19 protein-coding genes are annotated in these 18,583 nt (G+C 39.5%); all 19 read left to right on the forward strand.

Annotation, left to right across the window (positions count from 1 at the left end):
• The first annotated feature begins 12 nt into the window (after positions 1-12).
• Positions 13-444, forward strand: coding sequence for an MgtC/SapB family protein (locus tag RM553_RS00660; RefSeq protein WP_311532971.1), 432 nt, complete (start codon positions 13-15; stop codon positions 442-444).
• A 1-nt stretch (position 445) separates the two neighbouring features.
• Positions 446-2,998: a heavy metal translocating P-type ATPase gene (locus RM553_RS00665; RefSeq protein ID WP_311532973.1), complete on the forward strand. Its 2,553-nt coding sequence runs from the start codon at positions 446-448 to the stop codon at positions 2,996-2,998.
• A gap of 35 nt (positions 2,999-3,033) precedes the next feature.
• A complete protein-coding gene (locus tag RM553_RS00670) occupies positions 3,034-3,462 on the forward strand; it encodes a Fur family transcriptional regulator (protein WP_057482988.1) in 429 nt (142 codons plus the stop codon).
• A gap of 89 nt (positions 3,463-3,551) precedes the next feature.
• Positions 3,552-4,955: a dihydrolipoyl dehydrogenase gene (gene lpdA, locus RM553_RS00675; protein WP_057482989.1), complete on the forward strand. Its 1,404-nt coding sequence runs from the start codon at positions 3,552-3,554 to the stop codon at positions 4,953-4,955.
• A 97-nt stretch (positions 4,956-5,052) separates the two neighbouring features.
• Positions 5,053-6,402: a Na+/H+ antiporter NhaA gene (gene nhaA, locus RM553_RS00680; RefSeq protein ID WP_057482990.1), complete on the forward strand. Its 1,350-nt coding sequence runs from the start codon at positions 5,053-5,055 to the stop codon at positions 6,400-6,402.
• A 10-nt stretch (positions 6,403-6,412) separates the two neighbouring features.
• Positions 6,413-7,204: a cation efflux transmembrane domain-containing protein gene (locus RM553_RS00685; protein ID WP_217806691.1), complete on the forward strand. Its 792-nt coding sequence runs from the start codon at positions 6,413-6,415 to the stop codon at positions 7,202-7,204.
• A 45-nt stretch (positions 7,205-7,249) separates the two neighbouring features.
• Positions 7,250-7,930, forward strand: coding sequence for a lipoprotein signal peptidase (locus tag RM553_RS00690; RefSeq protein ID WP_041579156.1), 681 nt, complete (start codon positions 7,250-7,252; stop codon positions 7,928-7,930).
• 2 nt (positions 7,931-7,932) lie between these two features.
• Positions 7,933-8,931, forward strand: a complete 999-nt coding sequence (locus RM553_RS00695) for a sodium:calcium antiporter (RefSeq protein ID WP_013073444.1) — start codon at positions 7,933-7,935, stop codon at positions 8,929-8,931.
• Positions 8,932-8,934: 3 nt separating this feature from the next.
• Positions 8,935-9,120, forward strand: a complete 186-nt coding sequence (locus RM553_RS00700) for a hypothetical protein (protein WP_013073443.1) — start codon at positions 8,935-8,937, stop codon at positions 9,118-9,120.
• Between the two features lie 18 nt (positions 9,121-9,138).
• Entirely contained in the window at positions 9,139-10,455 is a 1,317-nt protein-coding gene (locus tag RM553_RS00705) for an APC family permease (protein ID WP_013073442.1), read from the forward strand.
• Positions 10,456-10,464: 9 nt separating this feature from the next.
• Positions 10,465-10,641 carry a hypothetical protein gene (locus tag RM553_RS00710; RefSeq protein ID WP_013073441.1) on the forward strand — a complete coding sequence of 59 codons (177 nt, stop codon included), beginning with the start codon at positions 10,465-10,467 and terminating at the stop codon, positions 10,639-10,641.
• Positions 10,642-10,659: 18 nt separating this feature from the next.
• Positions 10,660-11,016 (forward strand): SpoIIAA family protein, encoded by a 357-nt coding sequence (locus RM553_RS00715; RefSeq protein ID WP_008615606.1) that lies wholly within the window; start codon positions 10,660-10,662, stop codon positions 11,014-11,016.
• A gap of 57 nt (positions 11,017-11,073) precedes the next feature.
• Entirely contained in the window at positions 11,074-11,895 is an 822-nt protein-coding gene (locus RM553_RS00720) for a universal stress protein (RefSeq protein WP_013073440.1), read from the forward strand.
• A gap of 903 nt (positions 11,896-12,798) precedes the next feature.
• Entirely contained in the window at positions 12,799-13,995 is a 1,197-nt protein-coding gene (locus tag RM553_RS00725) for an IS256 family transposase (protein ID WP_311532977.1), read from the forward strand.
• An 849-nt stretch (positions 13,996-14,844) separates the two neighbouring features.
• Entirely contained in the window at positions 14,845-15,834 is a 990-nt protein-coding gene (locus RM553_RS00730; RefSeq protein WP_311532979.1) for an IS110 family RNA-guided transposase, read from the forward strand.
• Between the two features lie 351 nt (positions 15,835-16,185).
• On the forward strand, positions 16,186-16,452 hold the full coding sequence (locus RM553_RS00735) for a hypothetical protein (protein ID WP_013073402.1): 267 nt from the start codon (positions 16,186-16,188) through the stop codon (positions 16,450-16,452).
• A 37-nt stretch (positions 16,453-16,489) separates the two neighbouring features.
• Positions 16,490-16,840 (forward strand): single-stranded DNA-binding protein, encoded by a 351-nt coding sequence (locus RM553_RS00740; protein WP_013073401.1) that lies wholly within the window; start codon positions 16,490-16,492, stop codon positions 16,838-16,840.
• Between the two features lie 75 nt (positions 16,841-16,915).
• Positions 16,916-17,365, forward strand: coding sequence for a JAB domain-containing protein (locus RM553_RS00745; RefSeq protein ID WP_311532982.1), 450 nt, complete (start codon positions 16,916-16,918; stop codon positions 17,363-17,365).
• 811 nt (positions 17,366-18,176) lie between these two features.
• Positions 18,177-18,578, forward strand: coding sequence for a BfmA/BtgA family mobilization protein (locus tag RM553_RS00750; protein ID WP_013073397.1), 402 nt, complete (start codon positions 18,177-18,179; stop codon positions 18,576-18,578).
• Positions 18,579-18,583 lie beyond the last annotated feature (5 nt).

The following is an 18,583-nucleotide window of genomic DNA, read 5'->3' on the forward strand; positions in this document are numbered from 1 at the left end:
AAGATGAATACAATGGATTTTCAAACTGAAATAACACTGATACCGAGATTATTTGTCGCTCTTTTACTAGGTGTCCTGATAGGACTCGATAGGGAAATTGACGGAAATGCGGCAGGAATTAGAACGTATGCAGCCGTTTGCCTTGGGGCCGCATTAATTACAATAATCAATACTCATATTGAAGTAACTGCCCAAACCCGCATTGTCGCCAATATTGTTTCCGGTATTGGGTTCCTTGGTGCAGGAATTATTTTTAGGGATAGCGCGAAAAATTTAATTTCCGGTTTGACTACCGCAGCTACAATTTGGGCCACTGCCGCGGTTGGTATATCAATTGGGTTTGGTATGTACCTCATTGGAAGTGTTACATCCGCTTTTCTTATTCTATTATTGGTTTCACATCATTTCCCTTTTTTGAAAAAACATAAAATAAACAACACCTAAAATGAAAAAATTACAACTGAAAATTCCGGTACTGTTACCTCAGGTGCCAAATGAAAAAGACACTTGTGTGCAAAGGCTCATTGAAGAATTAGAAGCCAAAGAAGGTCTTGATAAAGTGCATATAAAAGACGATCAGGAAGATACGGTGCCACAATTGTGCTTTCATTACGATCCGGATATAATTTCTATTGACCGCATTCAATCATTGGCAGAAAGAACCGGGGCTGAAATTACCGCGAAATATGGACATTTGCTTATAGAGGTTGAGGGGATTAGACATACCCGGCATGCAAGGACTTTAGAAAAGAGTCTGCTGAATATCAAAGGCGTTTTGGAAGCTTCCGCCAATGCCGGAGGAATGATCCGTTTAGAATATGATAAACGGGAAACAAGTTTTGATGAGATAACTACAAAGCTCGAAAAAGAAAACCTACAAGTTAAAAAAAGCTCCTCTGCTGAGAATAAGGGCTTTAAATCTGCCGAAAAGAATCCTCAAAATTTAAATAAAGAAAAGGTAAGGGATATAGAAGAACAAAAGCATAAAGATACTGATCTCCAGAATCATAGAGAAGCGGATAGCCACGGGGCCGGGGAAGAAAATTCCCACGCCCACGGAGGTATTTTTGGGAAAAACACCGAACTTATTTTTGCTATTATTTGTGGTGCTCTTTTGGGTATTGGTTTTGGTTTGTCCTACGTAACATCAATACCGGAATGGGTCAGCTTATCCCTATACATAGGTGCCTACTTTTTTGGAGGTTACTTTACAGCAAAAGAAGCCATACAGACCGTAGCCAAAGGTGGATTTGAAATTGATTTTCTCATGTTGGTCGCAGCTATAGGAGCAGCTATTCTTGGGGAATGGGCTGAAGGAGCTTTGTTATTATTTCTCTTTAGCCTGGGGCATGCCTTGGAGCATTATGCAATGAACAAAGCACGAAAATCTATAGCTGCACTGGCAGAACTGGCGCCAAAAACAGCTTTGGTTAAGAAAAATGGTAAAACGGAAGAAGTTGGTATCGAAAAACTCAATATTGGGGATATCATTGTGGTGAAACCAAATAGTAAAATATCTGCAGATGGCGTAGTGGTAGATGGGCAGAGTAGTGTTAACCAGGCTCCAATAACCGGGGAGAGTGTACCGGTAGATAAAGTTCCCGTAGAAGATGTTGAGAAGGATTACTCAGAGGTAGATGATATTAAAGATGAAAACCGCGTTTTTGCCGGAACGATCAATGGGAACAATACTTTGGAGATTAAAGTTATCAAAGCAGCCAAAGATTCAACGCTTTCCCGATTGGTGAAACTGGTTAACGAAGCTCAGACTCAAAAATCGCCTACCCAGTTGCTCACCGATAAATTTGAAAAATATTTTGTGCCGTCCGTCCTTATTTTGGTCGGGATTCTTTTGTTTGCTTTTTTAGTTATTGACGAACCCTTTAGCGCCAGCTTTTACAGGGCGATGGCCGTATTAGTAGCTGCAAGTCCCTGTGCGTTGGCAATCTCGACCCCAAGTGCTGTATTAAGTGGAGTGGCCAGAGCTGCCCGTGGCGGGGTATTAATTAAAGGAGGGCGCCCTCTGGAGGACCTGGGGGTTATTACCGCCCTAGCCTTTGATAAAACCGGAACTCTAACGGAAGGAAAGCCAAAACTTACCCAAGTGGTGCCACTTGGGGATATTTCAGACAATGAACTTCTCAAAATAGCAGTAGCCGTGGAAGGTCTTAGTGATCACCCCCTGGCCAAAGCTGTAGTTCGTGATGGAAAAGAGCGTCTGGAAGGCGAGGAAATCCCAAATGCCTCTAATTTAGAGGCAGTTCTGGGTAAAGGGATTAAAGCATCATTTGGCAATGATAAAATCTATATAGGTAACCTCGACCTGTACGAAGGGCTTGATGAGAGTACACCTTCCGAAAAAATAGCTACGAAAGTGCGTGGTCTTGAAGGTGGTGGAAATACAACAATGCTTATACGAAAAAATGAAGAATATATAGGCATCATTGCATTAATGGATACCCCTCGTGAAGCCGCCAAGGGAACCCTTAAAAAATTAAAAGAAATAGGAATTAAACGAATGATCATGCTTACTGGTGATAACCAGAAGGTAGCAGACGCAGTAGCAGAAGAAATAGGATTGACCGATGCCTGGGGGAGCCTATTGCCGGAAGAAAAAGTGGATGCTATAAAAGAATTAAAAGAAAAGGAATCCAAGGTGGCAATGGTGGGCGATGGCGTTAATGATGCCCCTGCCATGGCAAACAGCACTGTAGGAATAGCTATGGGTGCTGCGGGAAGTGATGTAGCCCTGGAAACGGCGGATATTGCGCTAATGGCCGATAAGTTGGAAACCCTGCCCTTTGCCATAGGTTTAAGCAGGAAGGCAAAGGCGATTATCAGGCAAAACCTTTGGGTTAGCCTTGGTATTGTGGCCCTGCTTATACCTTCAACCATATTCGGCTTGGCAAATATTGGAGTGGCGGTAGTAATCCATGAAGGTTCGACGCTTCTGGTGGTTTTTAATGCGTTAAGGCTTTTGGCTTATAAAAAAGATTAGATCCGGACTTAGACTGTTTTTCGAAAGAATATAAAATGACAAAAACGGAAAAAAAATTATCGTCAAAAGGGATACGTCCCACTGAAATGAGGTTGAAAATTTACAAATACCTCAAAAGGAAAACTTATGCAGTAAGTTTAAATGAAATGCAAAAAGTCTTTATCAATAAAAATATCAAAACAGCCAATAAGACCACTTTCTACAGGGCGATAAAGCTCTTTGAGAAAAAAAGCATGGTGCACCAAATTGACGATGGAACTGCTTTTGCAAAATATGCGATTTCCGATGAAAACGCCAAAGGTAAACACAGTACAGATTTACATATGCACTTTCATTGTACCAATTGTAAGAAAACAATCTGTTTACCAAATAAAATATCGGAAGAGAGTTTGCCAAACCAGTATGAGGTGAACGATGTGAACCTAGTTTTAAAAGGGATATGTAAAAACTGTAGTAAAAAATAATAGGTGGGAGTGCCTTAAGCCTGAATCCCAGCCCCCAATGGTCAAGCTTAAGGTTTTTTCCACCGTAACTAACTTAAAAAAATGTGAATATGGAAAAATTTGATGTAACTATAATAGGATCTGGCCCGGGCGGGTATGTAAGTGCGATCCGTTGCGCCCAATTAGGATTAAAAGTAGCCATTATTGAAAGGTACAACACGCTTGGCGGCACCTGCCTTAACGTGGGCTGTATCCCGTCAAAAGCCTGGTTGGAAGCCTCTGAGCATTATTACAAACTCAAGCATCAATTCGAAAATTTTGGGATTGATGTTAAAGAGGCCAATGTCGATATCCTGAAAATGAACCAAAGGGTTCAGGATGTGGTACAGGAAATCATCAATGGTGTTGATTATCTGATGAAAAAGAACAAGGTTGCCGTCTATCAAGGCCACGGCACCATCAAGGACAAAAACACGATTGAGATTAAGGGCGGGGACAAAACGGAAACCATAACAACCGATAAAATCATCATTGCCACAGGGTCCAAACCCGCTTCACTGCCCAATATTAAAATAGACAAAAAGCGTATCATCTCTTCCACCGAAGCCCTTGCCCTACAGGAAATCCCCAAGCACTTAATGGTCGTTGGGGGTGGCGTTATCGGTGTTGAGATAGGTTCCGTATTCGCCCGCCTGGGTTCAAAGGTTTCCATAGTAGAATATTTTGATAGCCTTATCGCCACTATGGACGGCGCACTGGGACATCAATTGCACCGTTCCCTTAGAAAACAGGGAATTGATTTTTATTTGGAACATAAGGTGACAAACGCAACGGCAACTGAGGATAAAGTAGAATTGAAAGCGGAAAATCTTTCCGATAAAGAAGAAATGAGTTTAGATGGCGATTACTGTCTTATGGCCATTGGCCGAAAACCATACACCGCCAGTTTAGGGCTTGAAAATATAGGAGTGGAAACCAATGAGAAAGGACAGATAACGGTAGATAAAAACCTTGAAACCAATGTCAAGGGTGTGTATGCCATTGGGGATGTAATCCGGGGGGCAATGCTTGCCCATAAAGCCAGTGAAGAAGGCGTTTTTGTAGCCGAAAGCATAGCAGGTCAAAAGCCACATATCAATTATTCCCTTATCCCAAATATCGTGTACACCCAGCCTGAGGTCGCCGGTGTAGGCTTGACGGAAGAAGAACTGAAGAAGACCAATAGAAGTATAAAAACGGGCTCTTTTCCCTATAAGGCAAACGCACGGGCGAAGATAAGTATGGATACGGATGGTTTTATCAAGGTAATCGCAGATAAGGAAACCGATGAGATATTGGGCGTGCATATGATAGGCCCTCGCATAGCAGACAGTTATACCGAAGCGGTGGTAGCGATGGAATTTAGGGCGGCTGCCGAGGATATTGCAAGAATGTCACACGGTCACCCCACATTTTCCGAGACCTTTAAGGAGGCCTGTCTGGCAGCTACCGAAGACAGGGCGTTGCATATTTAAAGTTGACCTAACAGTAAGTTCTTAAAAATTAAGACGCTACTGAGCTTTTTGAAATATTAAGGTTTAAGTAATGAACTCAAAAAACAGATAAGATAAAATGGGGCAATCAGTTCGAAATCAATCCACTATTGGGTATATCAGGGAAACGGCAACAAAGTTCCTCGACAGGGAAACAGCTGGGGGGATTTTTTTAATAATTGCTACTATAGTTGCCCTTCTTTTAGCTAATTCAAAGTGGGCAGGTGCCTATCATCATTTTCTTGGCGATGAATTGCTTTTTGAATTTTCCGAGCATCTTAGTTTTGGGCTAACAATTGAAGAATGGATCAATGATGGCCTAATGGCAATTTTCTTTTTGGTTGCCGGCCTTGAATTGAAGAGGGAGGTTATGGTGGGGGAATTATCTTCAATTAAAAAAGCCTCAGCCCCATTGTTGGCAGCTTTAGGTGGCATGGCAGTTCCGGCCCTCATTTTTATTAGCCTAAATTTAGGCACTGAAAATATAAAGGGTTGGGGCATCCCTATGGCTACCGATATCGCATATTCACTAGGGATTATTGGCCTACTGGGAAAAAATGTCCCCAGGCAGTTAAAAACATTTTTAATAGCCCTCGCTATTGCTGACGATATAGGTGCCATATTGGTGATAGCATTGTTTTATAGCAACGAGTTGAGCTGGATATACCTTGGATCGGGCATGGGGGCATTTGGGTTATTATTATTAATGAATTGGACTGGGATCAAAAATTTGATTTGGTATATTATTATTGGGATCATCTTATGGTATTGCTTCCTTAATTCGGGGATCCATCCAACTATTGCGGGAGTACTTTTTGCCATTACCATTCCAATAGTGCCCAAATTAGACAGTAAAATATTAAAAGAAAGGACCGCCACAAACGTTACTAATCTTGAGAAAACAGAGCTGGAAAAATTAAATCCTCTTCAGGATAAAAAACAACAAATAATTTTAAAAGCTATTAAAACAGATACTGAGAATTCAAGGCCTCCTTTGCTCAAACTGGAAAATTCCCTTGTTGATTTCAATGCTTTCTTTATCATTCCAATTTTTGCAGTCGCGAATGCGGGAGTAAAGCTCGATGTAAATTTAATTGAGGTTGTTTCCGGTTCTTTAGGGCTGGGGATCCTTTTGGGATTAGCTATTGGGAAAGTAACAGGGATTGGTATTTTTACATTGATCGGGCAAAAACTTGGAGTTTCCGAATTACATATTACACTAAACTGGAAACATATAATTGGAATTGGTATGATCGCGGGAATTGGCTTTACCATGTCCCTTTTTATTACCAATCTCGCATTTAATGATCAGGAATTGATTAAAATTTCGAAAATAAGCATTTTGATAGCTTCATTACTTGCAGCTATTGGCGGTGCGGTAATTCTCTTATTAACTTCCAATAAAGGAAGGAAAAATATAGTTAAGTGATATGGGAGAAATGAACAAAAGTACTTTTATAGTAAGTCAAATGGACTGTCCTTCAGAAGAACAGATGATCCGGATGAAATTGGAATCTTATGCTCAAGTGAAATATTTGGATTTTGATATACCCAATCGAAAACTTGAAGTATATCACCTTGAAGGGAATGAGGAAATCAAAGCCTCGATTTCAGAATTAAAATTAGGTGATAAATTTATGGGGACCGAAGAAGCCGAGCCTCCCGTAATAGAAGACCAATCCAAACAGAAAACAATCCTTTGGTGGGTCCTGGGGATAAATTTCGGCTTTTTCATTATCGAAATGACCACGGGGTGGATTTCTTCTTCTATGGGCCTAATTGCAGATTCTTTGGATATGCTGGCAGATTCGATAGTATATGCGCTAAGTTTATTTGCAGTAGGTGGTGCCATTTCCAGAAAAAAGAAGGTGGCAAAATTCAGCGGCTACTTTCAAATTGCATTGGCAACACTTGGTTTTGCAGAGGTATTAAGAAGGTTTTTTACAAGTAGTGAAACACCAATGTTCGAATGGATGATCATAGTTTCCATTTTAGCCTTACTGGGGAACCTTATTTCGCTCTGGTTGATAAATAAGGCCAAAAGTAAGGAGGCGCATATGCAGGCCAGTGCTATTTTTACGTCCAATGATATCATCGTAAACGGCGGGGTGATACTGGCCGGGGTGCTGGTCTATTTTCTGGATAGCAAATGGCCCGATTTGGTAATTGGCGGCATCGTTTTCACGTTTGTAATGCGGGGCGCCATAAGAATTTTAAAATTATCTAAATAATGCAAATATATGTTGCACAAGACGTTGGGCAAGAATAAGGAAATTATGAATAAAAGTAGTGTAGCATTATTAATTTTACTGTTGTTGGTAATAGACCAGGCCATAAAGATTTATGTGAAGACCCATTTTTATTATGGCGAGGAATATTTTGTGTTTGGCCTGGATTGGTTTCGCTTACATTTTTTGGAGAATGCCGGCATGGCCTGGGGCTTTAAATTTGGCGAAGGTTATCTGGCCAAATTTGTTTTAATACTATTTCGCTTCGTAGCCGTTATTTGGGGGACCTTTTATATCAAAAAGATGATACGTGAAGGATATGCAAAAGTCTTTATAATCTGTGCCGCATTTATATACGCAGGTGCATTGGGCAATTTGATTGACGGTGCATTTTACGGACTGATTTTTGAAAAAAGTGATCCCGCACTTCGCAATATTGCAGAAATATTCTCCTCAGGCGGTGGTTATGCCGGATTTTTAAATGGCAATGTGGTGGATATGTGGTACTTCCCTATTATTGATACAAGGCTTCCGGAATGGCTGCCATTATGGGGAGGTAATGAATTTACTTTTTTCGACCCTGTATTCAATACCGCAGATGTTTGGATTAGCACGGGAGTGATTTTACTCCTGATCTTTCAAAGCCAACAAAAAAAAGACCAGAAAATATCGGATAAGAAAAAGTTGAAATATACTGAAAGTAACAGGACAATTATAAAAATCGATTAGTTATGAACGCTTGGCTTTGGGTAGTAGTATTGGGATTGGCAGCTTGGGCTGCCCATTGGGGTGCTGATCAACTCCTTACCCCTTTAAAGATGCTGCGCAAACAATGGGGGCTTACTGCTTCTGCAGGGGCAGCTTTCCTGGCTATTGTAACAGCGAGCCCTGAAGTGGCGATAAATATTACGAGCGCCGCCCGTGGGGTATCTGATATCGGGTTGGGGAATTTGCTTGGTTCCAATATCATTTCCATTCCGCTCATGGTAACCATTGCATACTTTGCTTCCAGAAGAAAGTTTAAAAACAATAAGGAGCATCAAAAACATTTGGATGCCAACCTGCTGGCCCTGAACAAACGTTCCGTCTCGGTATTATCTATCCCCTATCTGGTAATTATCGGGTTGGTGGCTATATTAACGCTTCCCAAAGCCTGGCGTGGATTACAACCCATTGATGGGTGGATCATGCTGGCTGCCTATGCGGCTTTTTTAACGCATGCCATTATAAAAGGCAGGGAAAAGGGTCAGAAGGTAGAATGGGATAAAAAGAAAATATGGCTTTCGGTTGCAGGGGCCCTGGCCATAGCCGTGGGGGCTTTTTTTATTGTAAAAGCTACCGAAAATATTGTTTCGGCACTGAATATTTCCGAAATTGTTGGAGGGTTGTTTATCACCGGAATTATGACTACCGCCCCTGAAATATTCAAAACATGGAGTGTGGTAAAGGGAGGTGAAGTGACTGCAGGTACCACCAGTGTGATTGCAGATAATGCCGTTACCATGACAGTGGCATTTTTCCCCCTGGCACTGGTAACGACCCCAATCGAAGATTTCCAGTTGTTTTGGGTCAACCTGGCTTTTGTAGGACTGATGCCGCTTTTATATTCAGTATTTGTCCATCAAAGCAAGGAACTTCACGGGTTCAGCAGATGGCAGATATTCGTTTTCGATGCAGCGTATATTGTATATCTTTTAACTATGGTGTTTTTTGTTCTAAAACTATTTTAAAAAATGAAGGAGGATTTATTTAAGGATTACCAGGAGAGGCTTAATGTGCTGGATGAAAATATTAGAGCAGTAGCATTAAAATATGCAAGGGATTTCTATTTGAACAAAAATTGTTCAAAAGAAGAGGCTATTGAGCGTGGCATCGTAAAGGCAGAGATGGAAAAAAGGAATTTAGATAGAAATGGATAATATATTACTAATAGTATTATGGCAGAATTAAAAAAATCTCTGGGTACTCTTCGCCTTACTTTTTATGGTGTAGGTACCATTGTTGGTGCTGGAATATATACTGTAATTGGTGCAGCCGCTGGACAGGCGGGAACAGACCTTTGGTTGAGTTTTATTTTTGCCGCCATTGCGGCCAGTGTCTCGGCAATGTCGTATGCAGAGCTGTCCTCTACCTATCCTAATGCCGGTGCAGAATTCATTTTTGTACGGAAAGCTTTTCCAAAAATCGACATTCCATCTTTTCTAACAGGTTGGACGATTGCATTTCACAGTTCGGCCACCATCGCCGCGGTGCTACTTGCTTTTTCAGGGTATTTCAATACGTTTTTTAACATCCCTTCCTTACTGGTTAGCTATGCTGTGCTACTGATTCTTGCATTTATAAGCATTACGGGCATCAAAAAATCATCTACCGCCAATATCATTATGGTCAGTATTCAGCTATTGGGATTGTTTATTCTTATTGCGGTCGGACTTTTGGAAACAGGACCACCAAAATCAGAATTTTTTAAAGTGGAGTCCTTTTCCGGCACCCTGGCAGCGACTGCTACCTTATTTTTTGTTTATACCGGCTTTGAGCATATGGCAGCATTGGGTTCCGAGGTAAAAAATCCGGGCAAGACGATTCCGAGGGCATTTTTATTGACAATGGTGTTTACCACAATTATATACCTACTAATATCTTTTACGGTACTCAATATAAGTGACCCCGCAGAAATAGCAAAGGTAAATTCCCCATTGTCGCTGGCCGCTTCAAATTTAAATTCCTGGTTGCCCGTAGCCCTGGCAGTTGCGGCACTTTTTGCTACGGCTAATGCGGCTTTTAGTGGCATTATTTCCATTAGCAGGTTGCTTTTCGGTATGGCAAGCGTGGGCGAGCTTCCAAAATTTATGACCAAGACCAATGCACAGAAAGTACCCTGGGTAACTACACTGGTGGTTATGGCTGCGGTAGCGGCATTTTTGTTATTGGGAGATATTAAAATTGTCGCAGGAATGTCCTCTTTAGGGGCGTTACTCGTTTTTGTAGCTGTGAATATTGCACTCATCGTTTTGCGTTATAAAGCACCTGACAAAGAAAGACCTTTTAAAGTTCCCCTTTCCATAGGGAAAGTACCTATCCTACCCATTTTGGCCATAATTATTAGCCTGTCTCTGGTAGTTCAGTTTAACTGGCAGGTGTATGTTGCTTTTGTGGGAGCAATTATAGTGGGCATCGTGCTGGATTATTTTTTGGACAAAAAGTCAAAGAATGAGATGGATCCCGAAAAAGAAAAAGAACTGTTCAACCATTAAAATGAAGCTATGGAATGGACCTTTGAAGAATTTAAAACCAGTTTGGATGGCCTCCATCCTGCAGTGAAGCAAAAAGCCCTGGAAATTGCTAAAAGTCTGGTTATAGAAAAGAATTATACTAAGGGAAATGCCATAAAAGAAGGAATTATGAAAGCTGAAGAATGGTTTTACGATTTAGGCGGTTAATAATTAATAAAAATAGATATGTTACAAATTATAGAGATTTCAGGAGATAATATTATTGCAACCAGAGCATCGGGAGATTTATCCGAAATGGATATTGAGAAGGTACATCCCATTATTCATGCTATTTTGGACAAAGGATTAAACGTACGCTGGTATTTTGAAATGGAGAATTTTACCGGCTGGGATTTTCCAGGCCTGTGGGAAGATCTAAAAATGGATACTGCCCACGCAAAAGATTATGAAAAAATCGCCATGGTAGGTGATAAAAAATGGCAGGACTGGATTACAAAGTTCATGAAACCTTTTACCAATGCTGAAGTAAAATATTTTGACTTAGAGGAAAAGGAGATTGCCAAAAAGTGGATTAAACAATAAAGCTTTTATTTAAACAATTAATTGAAAAACTGAATGTATAATTAAAATTAAAAAACCATGAAAATAATAGTTCCGATTGATTTTAGTCAAAGTTCCAAAATTGGAGTTGAGTATGCCATAAAGGTGGCCGAATCTTTAAATTCAGAAATTATCTTTGTTCATGCCTATTCTGAAGGTTATCAATATGCCGGATACGGGGCTATAGTTTATCCGGTTCCCGACAACTTTAGTTCTTATCAGAAATTGTACAAAGAAAAAATGCTGGAATTTCTCGAAAATTTTCCACGTCTGGCGACAATAAAATATAAGAGTATGGTAGCCCCAGGAAGACCTTCAGATATAATTTATCAATTAGCAACAGAAGAAAAAGCAGGTTTGATAATTATGGGGACAGAAGGTGCAGGTGAGGTAGAAGGTTACCTTGCAGGAACTACCAGTGAAAAAGTGAGCAAGGATGTACCCTGCCCTGTGCTGGTTGTACCTGAAGATTTAGAAACTTTTGGTTTAAAAAGAATTTGTCTGGCGCTGGATTCAGATAATCTGAAACCTGATAGGGAACTAAAGGTTCTGGCTGATCTATTAAAGGCATTTAACGCGCGCCTTTTTATATTTCATTTTGCTAAAAGTAAAGATGAAGTTATTAAAGAACAGGAGATAAAAAACTATTATGAGGAGTTTTTTAATCTACAGAATATTTCTGTTCACCTTTTTTCCGAAGGGAAAACTGAAGATAAAATAACCGGTTTTTTGAAAGATAATGCCATAGATATTTTGGCGCTACTTTACAGGAAACATGCCTTTATAGAAAAACTAACTGAACTGGGGCTGAGACGGAAAATGATTTTCAAATCAGAAGTTCCTGTACTTATTTTAAAATGATAGTAGGATTGAAAACAAATCTGCATTTTTAAGTTTATGAAGTCACTATTTTTTAGAAATTAACTGAATTCCTGAGCTTCATACCTTCAGTAAGACCACAGAATTATTTGTGAAATATTCCTATGGTATCCTAGGTGCCCTAAATTAAGGCAATTGTAAGACTACAGTACAATGAATTTTTATCTAATTAGAGGGAATAAACCCTTTTTAAAGCGATAAGTTTGCAATTTACCCAAAAGAAAGTGTAGAAGAAAAATGTCAAAATATAGGAGAAATAGAAGAAAGAAGAAGGGTCAAAAATCTTCCCGGAATAAAATAACTAAAAAAGAAAAGCTTTTTGGAATTTTTTCATTAATCCTTTTGGTCATTGCATCATTTTTATTGTATTTTTTTGTCTTAAAAGACTTTATTCATAAGCCCTGATTATTTAAAAATGTTTACCTACCAACTTTTTCTTAATCTAATGATTCTATGGAATTCATTATTTTTCTTTTTAAAAGTTGAAGTTTTAAGAGGCGTAGAAAATTGACCTTTTGTAAACAAAATACTTCAATTAAAAACCGATTCCCTGTAATATAAGGAATCGGGAGTTCTCTGGTATTTCAATTCAAGTACTTCTAAAGGAGGGGCGACCAGAATTATACTCATATTATTGAGAACCTTCATAATACTCCTAATAGGTAGGCTGTCTCATAGGAGTAAATACAAAGCTTCCAAGTTAGAAACTTTAAACGTACAAACGAGGTTTTCGCCGTTGGTAAATCTTTTAAGAAGCTTAATACTATATATTCCTACAACTGGGACTATCTCAAAAACTGTGTAAGTAGAAAATATCGGGGTTTGCAAACCCCGATATTTTTTTAATCTTGCCTGTAATTTCAGGCCTCTAATATTTACACAGTAATGAAAAAAGAAGATTTATTTGACGATGATTTTTTAAAGCAGTTCAAATCAGGTGAAGAACTCAGTAGTTTTCTAAAACAGCTGCAAAAGCGTGGGCTGGAAAAGATGCTGGAAGGTGAACTCGATGGGCACCTGGATTACGGGAAAAACCAGCGTTCCATAGATACCAATACCCGCAATGGTTATTCCCGGAAGAAGGTTCGCAGTTCCTTTGGCCAGGACACTATAAAAGTTCCAAGGGACAGGGACGGATCCTTTAATCCCATGATTGTTCCCAAGCGGCAGAATATGGTTGATGGTATTGAGAATGTTATTGTATCGCTCTATGCCAAAGGAATGAGCAATAGCGATATTGAAGAACAGATCTCTGAGGTTTATGGTTTTGATGTTTCTACTTCCACCATATCCCGAATTACTGATCGAATTAGTAATGATATTGTTGCCTGGCAGAATCGTCCTTTAGAGTCTGTTTATCTTATTGTCTGGATGGATGGGATCGTGTTTAAGGTACGGGAGAATTCCAAGGTAGTAAACAAGACGATCTATATCGCAGTAGGCCTTAGGAGGGACGGTAAGAAAGAAGTTCTTGGCCTCTGGCTTGGAAAGAATGAATCTGCAGCCTTCTGGATGAGTGTACTCACGGATATGAAAGCCCGTGGGGTGGAGGATATTCTTATCACCGCCACAGATAATCTAAACGGATTTACCGATACCATCAGAAACGTATTCCCGCAGTCCAGAACTCAAATATGTGTAGTTCACCAGATCAGGAATGCCTGCAGGTATGTGGTCTGGAAAGACAAAAAAGCCTTTACAAAAGATATGAAGCTCATCTATGATGCTCCGACCAAACAGGCCGCAGAAGCTGCCCTGGAGGATTTTGCAGAAAAGTGGAATGACAAGTATTCCTATGCTATTAAAAGCTGGAGAGACAACTGGGAGGACCTTACAGTTTTCTATGAGTTTCCACTGGAGATTAGGCGTATTATTTATACAACCAACCTTATTGAGAATTTAAACGGTAAGATCAGGAAGTACACCAAGAATAAATTATCCTTCCCTACCGATGATGCTGTTATGAAATCTGTATATTTGGCTTTAAGGGAAGCCACAAAAAAGTGGACTATGCCGGTTAGAAATTGGGGAATTATCCTCAATCAGTTCTTAACCATATATGAAGAAAGGGTTCGACTTTAAGTAATAAAGCCAAACCCCTTTATTTAAAACTTACACACTTTACGGGATAGTGTCTTAATTTTCTGGTTGTAAATCAGTCAGCACATTACCGCTTCATTCTGCAAAATGCTCCATGTCGGGTAAAAAGATTCCTTTAGGATATCTTGAGCATCCTTTTCATTTTTCTCTTGATGTATTCGATATATAGTAATTTGTGCTTATCCTATAGTCTTATTCTATAAACTAAATAATAAAGGACGCCCGCTAAATCGGAATTCCATTTATCCATTTACTTCGCTTCCGGTTGTTTTTTAATTTCAGCATTTCCATTTCCTTCCCGGCCGTTGCTGTTCCTACCTTTTTTGTAATGCAAAATACCAATATTTAGAAGTTAGTCCAGACTGCATAAGCCAGTCGTATACTCCTTTTTATAAGTCTTCCCTAATTCTAACTCTTGAAAATGTATCAGCATCAAAAAAGGTAACAGCACACGGCCTTTAGATTTGTCATATAGTATTTATCTATAATGGTGATTGTGTTGAAAAGAGGGGGTCTGGGGGAGACTCATAACTTTCAATTTTGTTAATAAATACAAGTTTGGTAGGTGAACTTCGGCGACGGCTAGGATAACGACCTATATAGAGTTTTGGCACCTACCCTTTCTAAAATTGAAATTAATTATTCCTTGTCATTAAATTTAGGATGATAAAAGAAAAAGGACGGGGTGAACTTTTGCGACGGCCAGGTTCACGGCCTCTATAGCGTATTAGTCCCCGTCCTTTGTAACCAGATTGCCAGAACCATATAGGATTTTAGCCTTTGCTATTAAAGGTCTTAGTTTAAGCAATCTATTAAATGCAATATAAAAATATGGAAATTATTGATGTTATTGGTATTGATGTGAGTAAACTGACTTTGGATTGTTGTATCCATAAAAGTGGACTTCAAAGGGGGTTTGCAAACGATCCAGAAGGTATTGGCAAGATGATCAAGTGGTCTTTGAGCAAAAGTAAAGTGAATAAGGAAAATCTCTTGTTCATATTGGAGCACACGGGACTCTATTCAGATAGGCTTGTCGAAATATTAGCCACTGGAGATTACTTGCTAAAAGTAGTATCTGGTCTGGAGATCAAGCGCTCGTTGGGGATCATTAGGGGTAAGGACGATAAGGCGGATGCCAAACGCATAGCCTTGTATGGTTATCGAACCCGGGAAGAGGGGGTATTGGTTAAATTACCCGGCTCCACCTTGGTTAGGTTGAAACGGTTAATGTCCCTTCGAAGAAAATTGGTTGGACAACGGGCGGGACATATGGCGACACTTAAGGAGCAGAAAAAAGTTTTAGAAGAGGATGCTCTTTTGTTCTGGGTACAGGAGGACATTATAAACCTCTTGAGCTGGAGAATAAGTGACCTTGAACGTGAAATGGACAAGCTATTACAGAGCGATCAGGAGTTAAAGGAAATGATGAAGCTATTGGTTGGGATAAAAGGAATTGGCAGGGTTACTGCTCGTTTCTTGATCGTATATACGGCTGGATTTACATCATTCGGGTCGTGGAGGAAGTTTGCTTCCTATTGTGGTATAGCACCTTTTCCGCATACCTCAGGGACTAGTATAAAAGGAAGGACGAAGATTAGCCGTTTGGCAAACCTTGAAGGTAAATCACTGCTTCACCAATGTGCCATTGCTGCAATAAAGTCAAGTCCAGAGATGAAAGCGTACTATGAGAGGAGGCTTGAAATGGGTAAGAGCAAAATGAGTACAATCAATATAATAAGAAATAAGTTGGTGGCCCGGGCATTTGCGGTGATTGCGCGAGGGACACCTTATGTGAATACAATGGGCTACTTTTCCTAATTCACCGCTCCAGTTATTCTTCATATGTACTGCAAGAAGGTTCAATCCAAGTGAACATTTTTAGCGGTTAGAAACTTATTTTCCAAATTCTGCATAGAATTCCTTCATACCTCATTTTATGCCTTAGCGTTGAAGGTAGCTTCTCTTCATCTTCAGGCCTTCGACTTCCTGGCCGTCCACATAGCACATTAACTTTTTTTGGTGGCGAAATAACAACATCCATTCCTGCGGGCGGCATAAAGCCGCTTCGCTTTTTATACGCCCTATGCAGGTCTGGATATTGTAAAATTATTTGCATCAAAAAAAGGTAATGTAAAGGCTCTATGGGAAGTAAGTCGAAAACAAAAAAAGATGAAATCAAATCCACCACAAAATATCGCAACGGCACAAAAGAATCAAAAAAAGGAAAATGCTCTGGATATAAAAAGTATGTCGATCAAAAAGGCTTTGTGGATAAAAAGCAGAACTATAGAAGAAAATTATGAAAGGAAATTTGGATTTATCATAGGATACTCTATAGGAAGTAAATCAAATAAAAATCTCATGAAATCATTTCAAAACAACATACCCGGAAGCGAAGTAAAAAAAATCAAAAACAGGAAAACGCCCCGGATATAATAAGTAAATCAATTATTAATTTTTAAATCTTTTAATTATGAGTACGCTTAGAAACAAAGTTCAGTTAATCGGAAATGTGGGACAAACCCCGGAAATCAGAAATCTTGAAAGTGGTAAAAAAGTAGCCAGCTTTTCAATTGCAACCAATGAATTCTATAAAAATTCAAAAGGAGAAAAAGTACAGGATACGCAATGGCACAATGTTGTGACATGGGGAAAACAGGCGGAGCTTATCGAGAAATATGTTGATAAAGGTAAAGAAGTGGCCATCCGTGGCAAACTAACTTCCAGGTCCTATGAAACCCAAAGCGGGGAGAAACGATATGTTACCGAAATTTTGGTGAATGAAATCCTATTCCTTGGAAACAAGGAAAACGCAGACCAGTAATTTTTAAAACTAAGAGGGCGCCTATCTCCAAAGTTGCGCCCTCTTTTAATTATTAATCTAAGAAAATCAATAATTATGAAAACCAAAGTTAGTGAAATAAAAATAGTCTATCGCAGCAGGGTAAAACTTAGTGAAGCACCAAAAATAAAATCTTCCGCTACCGCTGCCGATGTCCTTTATTCCAATTGGGATAAAGATGAAATAGAAGTGAGCGAGAGTTTTAAACTCCTTCTGCTCAACAACAATAACCGTGTAAAAGGGATTTTTGAAGTGTCCAGAGGCGGGATTACCTATACCCTTGTGGATCTGCGCCTTATTTTCGGAGTTATCCTAAAGAGCCTTAGTACAGCGGTTATCCTTTGCCATAATCACCCCTCGGGAACGCTACTACCAAGTAACCCCGACAAAGACCTTACCCGTAAAATTAAAAATGCCGCTGGGTTATTTGATATCAAAGTGTTGGATCATTTGATTTTAACGCCCGGTGGAGATTACTATAGTTTTGCCGATAATGGCATGCTTTAAAACCCGAAAGTCATGGTTTATCTGAATTTTAACGATTTGAACAAAAAACCCCAAAAACGGCTAATCAAAATTTCCCGGGAAGAAGTAACCCCAAAAATACGGGAAATCGATCCAAAGGTATGCAAGGGAACACCAATCCGATTTTAAGAAAATAATCGAGGAGGAAGGCTTAAAAAACTTATATTCCTATACCTATATTTTTAATATCTGAATAGGTTAATCATTCAAGAAGCTCCCAAGTATTTCTTCTAAAATGTATTCGGCAGTTTTTTATATAAACCAATTCCTTGAAAACAAAAAGGGAAAATTCGCTGTTACCTGAATTTCCCCTTTCTTTTTAGGTCATTGAAACCTATTCAATAAAGATAAAAAAATTCCTGAATTTGCTCACCCTGTTGAATAGGAAATATTTGTTTATTACAACCTGGTACTAAAAAAATCCTTATATTTATTTCGCTGACTTTCAGCATTCAAATTTACGCAGGCGTATCCATTTTTGACTTTCGCCGATAAACCTGCAATCAAATAATTAACAACGGAAATTTTTTCCTGAAAAATGGCAAGGGGCTTTTGACTGTCTATCAAGACAGGCAATAGGCCAAATTGTACGGAATTTTTGTCCCGCGCTGCGGGACGAAAAGGAGTAGCAAGAGGGTAACACGCTACGCGATGTTAAGTACTCCTTTTCGTTTTTAAATAACTGTAAATCAGTTATTTAATGTTTGTTTGAATTCCTGTGTTTAAGCAATTTGCGACAAATGGCCTGCCAACGCCCATTTCTAGGGAAGAATTTGCGACAAATCGGCGAATTATGGACTCATTTATTGGCATCAGGTTTAAAAAAGAAACAGCAAAACGTTTCCAGGAATTTTCAAGAACACACTTCAAATCACACACCGAAGCCCTGGAAACAATGCTGGAGTTTTTTTTCTATAATGAAATTTCCCCCCACGAAAAATTAGGGCCAACCGGCAGGACTATCGAAGCTTCTTTTAAGAAACGTATCAATGCGGTTATTGCCATTATGCGTGATATGGAAAAAACCCAAACCAAACCTACCGCGGCGATGATCGCCTCACTTTTCCAAACCGAAGCACCTCCAAAGAAACCCCTCATCCTGGAAAAGAAAATCCTCCGGGAGAAAAAAGATGGTATTCCCAAACAGGAACAAGATGGTAGGGGTGAAAAGAATTTTTCTGATAATAACCTTTAAAATTT

The sequence above is a fragment of the Autumnicola tepida genome (assembly GCF_031846485.1).
Classification (GTDB): Bacteria; Bacteroidota; Bacteroidia; order Flavobacteriales; family Flavobacteriaceae; genus Autumnicola; species Autumnicola tepida.

Excerpts from the sequence above, each read along its gene's own strand:
- RM553_RS00710 (WP_013073441.1), top strand. The coding sequence starts at position 10,465 with ATGGAATGGACCTTTGAAGAATTTAAAACCAGTTTGGATGGCCTCCAT.
- RM553_RS00695 (WP_013073444.1), top strand. The coding sequence starts at position 7,933 with ATGAACGCTTGGCTTTGGGTAGTAGTATTGGGATTGGCAGCTTGGGCT.
- RM553_RS00660 (WP_311532971.1), top strand. The coding sequence starts at position 13 with ATGGATTTTCAAACTGAAATAACACTGATACCGAGATTATTTGTCGCT.
- RM553_RS00665 (WP_311532973.1), top strand. The coding sequence starts at position 446 with ATGAAAAAATTACAACTGAAAATTCCGGTACTGTTACCTCAGGTGCCA.
- lpdA (WP_057482989.1), top strand. The coding sequence starts at position 3,552 with ATGGAAAAATTTGATGTAACTATAATAGGATCTGGCCCGGGCGGGTAT.
- RM553_RS00725 (WP_311532977.1), top strand. The coding sequence starts at position 12,799 with ATGAAAAAAGAAGATTTATTTGACGATGATTTTTTAAAGCAGTTCAAA.
- RM553_RS00685 (WP_217806691.1), top strand. The coding sequence starts at position 6,413 with ATGAACAAAAGTACTTTTATAGTAAGTCAAATGGACTGTCCTTCAGAA.
- RM553_RS00670 (WP_057482988.1), top strand. The coding sequence starts at position 3,034 with ATGACAAAAACGGAAAAAAAATTATCGTCAAAAGGGATACGTCCCACT.
- RM553_RS00720 (WP_013073440.1), top strand. The coding sequence starts at position 11,074 with ATGAAAATAATAGTTCCGATTGATTTTAGTCAAAGTTCCAAAATTGGA.
- RM553_RS00750 (WP_013073397.1), top strand. The coding sequence starts at position 18,177 with ATGGACTCATTTATTGGCATCAGGTTTAAAAAAGAAACAGCAAAACGT.
- RM553_RS00730 (WP_311532979.1), top strand. The coding sequence starts at position 14,845 with ATGGAAATTATTGATGTTATTGGTATTGATGTGAGTAAACTGACTTTG.
- RM553_RS00745 (WP_311532982.1), top strand. The coding sequence starts at position 16,916 with ATGAAAACCAAAGTTAGTGAAATAAAAATAGTCTATCGCAGCAGGGTA.
- RM553_RS00690 (WP_041579156.1), top strand. The coding sequence starts at position 7,250 with ATGAATAAAAGTAGTGTAGCATTATTAATTTTACTGTTGTTGGTAATA.
- RM553_RS00735 (WP_013073402.1), top strand. The coding sequence starts at position 16,186 with ATGAAATCAAATCCACCACAAAATATCGCAACGGCACAAAAGAATCAA.
- RM553_RS00715 (WP_008615606.1), top strand. The coding sequence starts at position 10,660 with ATGTTACAAATTATAGAGATTTCAGGAGATAATATTATTGCAACCAGA.
- RM553_RS00705 (WP_013073442.1), top strand. The coding sequence starts at position 9,139 with ATGGCAGAATTAAAAAAATCTCTGGGTACTCTTCGCCTTACTTTTTAT.
- nhaA (WP_057482990.1), top strand. The coding sequence starts at position 5,053 with ATGGGGCAATCAGTTCGAAATCAATCCACTATTGGGTATATCAGGGAA.
- RM553_RS00740 (WP_013073401.1), top strand. The coding sequence starts at position 16,490 with ATGAGTACGCTTAGAAACAAAGTTCAGTTAATCGGAAATGTGGGACAA.
- RM553_RS00700 (WP_013073443.1), top strand. The coding sequence starts at position 8,935 with ATGAAGGAGGATTTATTTAAGGATTACCAGGAGAGGCTTAATGTGCTG.